We start from the raw sequence: 2,422 nt of genomic DNA, 5'->3' as shown, positions 1-2,422 counted from the left end.
GCGGCCGGCCCGGCCCCCGCGCCCGGCGCGCCGGGCGGACCGGCGGCGTCCACTTCATCGATCTCGTAGTACAGCTCCGTACCGTCGTCGGCGAGCGCCTTGCCCGGGGCGCCGCGCAGCGCTCCGTACGGTCCCGACGAGTCGAGCGCGAGCCGTGCCCTTCTGCGCATGCCGCGGCCGACGGTCAGCCTCTCGATCGCCACACCGGCTGCGGCTCCGGCGGCGATCACGCCTATCGCGGCGCCGGCGACACCCGCCCTGCGCCAGTTGCCACTGATCGCTGCCGAGGCTGCCGAGGCCGTAGCCACCGCGGCGGCCGTCGTGACCGCCGCGTCCCCCGCCGGGCTCTTCTCGCTCACCGTCACTCCTCGTCGTCCAGCCTTGCCTTCCCCGCCGTACCGCGCTTCACCCCGGAGAGATCACTCCGGTTGTCCGCGGTTCTGTTGGACGGGCGCGGGTACACGCTCGCTCACTCGTTCACATAGACGCGGGGAACGCGGGAGCCGATACGGGTGACGATCTCGTACGCGATGGTGTCCGCGGCCTCGGCCCAGTCCTCGGCCGTCGGCTCACCGTGGTCGCCAGGGCCGAACAGAATGGCGGTGGTGCCCGGTTCCGGGGTGTCGCCGCCGAGGTCCACGACGAACTGGTCCATGGCGACCCGCCCGGCCACCCGCCGGGTGACTCCGCCGACGAGGACGGGACCGCGGCCCGAGGCGTGCCGGGGGATGCCGTCGGCGTATCCGAGCGGGACGAGCCCGAGCGTCGTCTCGCGCGGCGTGAGGTAGTGGTGGCCGTAGCTGACGCCATGGCCCGGCGGGACCTGCTTCACCAGGGCGACCGAGGCGGAGAGCGTCATGACGGGCCGCAGGCCGAGGTCCTGGGCGGTGCCGAGCTCCGGGTTGGGCGAGATGCCGTACATCGCGATCCCGGTCCGTACGAGATCGAAGTACGACTCGGGGACGGTGAGCGCGGCGGGCGAGTTGGCGATGTGCCGGACCTCGGGCTCGGCGCCTTCCTTCTTGGCGTACGCGACCATCGCGTGGAACGCGTCCAGTTGGGCGGCGATGGAGGGATGGCCGGGCTCGTCGGCGCAGGCGAAGTGCGACCAGAGACCGGTGATCCGGACCTGGCCCGCGGCCTGCGCGGCGAGCGCGGCACCGACGAGTTCCGGCCAGTCGGCGGGCTGGCAGCCGTTACGGCCGAGGCCGGTGTCGGCCTTGAGCTGGATACGGGCGGGCCGGCCGGCCTCGCGGGCGGCGGCGGTCACCTCGCGCAGCGCCCACATCCCGCTGACGGACATGTCGAGATCGGCCTCGATGCCTTCCCGCCAGGGATCGCCGGGCGTCCAGAGCCAGCAGAGCACTCTGCTCCGGATCCCGGCGGCGCGCAGAGCGAGCGCCTCATGAGGCGTGGCGGTGCCCAGCCAGGTGGCCCCTGCGGCGAGTGCGGCGCGCGCGACGGGCACCATGCCATGCCCGTACGCGTCGGACTTCACGACACCCATCACGGCGGTGCCGTCCCCCACACGGGCACGCAGGGCGCGCACATTGCCCCGCAGGGCGGCGAGATCGATCTCGGCGCGTGCCCTGAGGTGAGTCGATGTCTGCATCATTCCGGTCATCACGCCCAGTCTCTCAGAGCCCCCGGAGTGCGCCGGTCCGGTCCTGGCCCCGGTCCCGGTCCCGGCCCGGGACCGGGACCGGTCCCGCCGAGCATGAACGCCTCTTACGGGCGGGCGGACGTCACATTCCGCCAGGCGTCCGGCAGGTGGGCCGCCACGTCCAGGGCCGAGATCGGGGCGCCCTTCGAGGCGAGGCGGGCCGAGAGGCCGTGGAGGTATGCGCCCATCGACGCGGCGTCGCGCGGTGGGAGGCCGGTGGCCAGAAGGGCGCCGGACAGGCCCGAGAGGATGTCGCCGCTGCCCGCCGTGGCGAGCCAGGGCGTGCCCGTCGGGTTGACGCGGACCGGAACGTCCTTGTCCGGATCGGCGATCAGCGTGGTGGAGCCCTTGAGCAGCACCGTGGCGCGGTAGCGGGACGCGAGTTCCCGTACGGCCGTCAGCCGGGCCGACTCGACCTCCTCCCGTGGCACACCGAGCAGCGCCGCCGCCTCGCCCGCGTGCGGAGTGAGCAGCGTCGGCGCTGTACGGCCGCGTACCGTCGCCGCGTCCAGCAGCCGCAGGCCGTCCGCGTCCACCAGGATCGGTACGTCCGAGGCCAGTACCTCCGCCACTCCGTGCCCTTCGCCGACCTCCGGGCCCTCGCCCAGGCCCGGGCCGATCGCCCACGCCTGGACCCGGCCGGCCTTCGACGGCGGGCCCTCGTGCACCAGCGTCTCGGGGAAGCGGGCGATCACCGCGTCGCCGCCGGGGCCCACGTACCGTACGGCTCCCGCGCCGCCGTGCAGCGCGCCGGCCACG

Annotated in this window: 2 protein-coding genes and 1 pseudogene; all 3 read right to left on the bottom strand. The window is 74.2% G+C overall.

Annotation, left to right across the window (positions count from 1 at the left end):
• Positions 1-359 (bottom strand): annotated as a pseudogene (locus GA0115259_RS34855) (hypothetical protein); the annotation flags it as partial.
• 110 nt (positions 360-469) lie between these two features.
• Positions 470-1,624: an alanine racemase gene (alr, locus tag GA0115259_RS34850; protein WP_237540715.1), complete on the bottom strand. Its 1,155-nt coding sequence runs from the start codon at positions 1,622-1,624 to the stop codon at positions 470-472.
• 104 nt (positions 1,625-1,728) lie between these two features.
• Positions 1,729-2,422 (bottom strand): NAD(P)H-hydrate dehydratase (locus GA0115259_RS34845; protein ID WP_107469361.1); only part of this gene is annotated, 694 nt, incomplete at its 5' end.

The sequence above is a fragment of the Streptomyces sp. MnatMP-M17 genome (assembly GCF_900091995.1).
In the GTDB taxonomy this organism is placed as follows: domain Bacteria; phylum Actinomycetota; class Actinomycetes; order Streptomycetales; family Streptomycetaceae; genus Streptomyces.
Note: the sequence above shows the minus strand (reverse complement) of the source record. Positions and strands in the feature narration are given on the sequence as shown.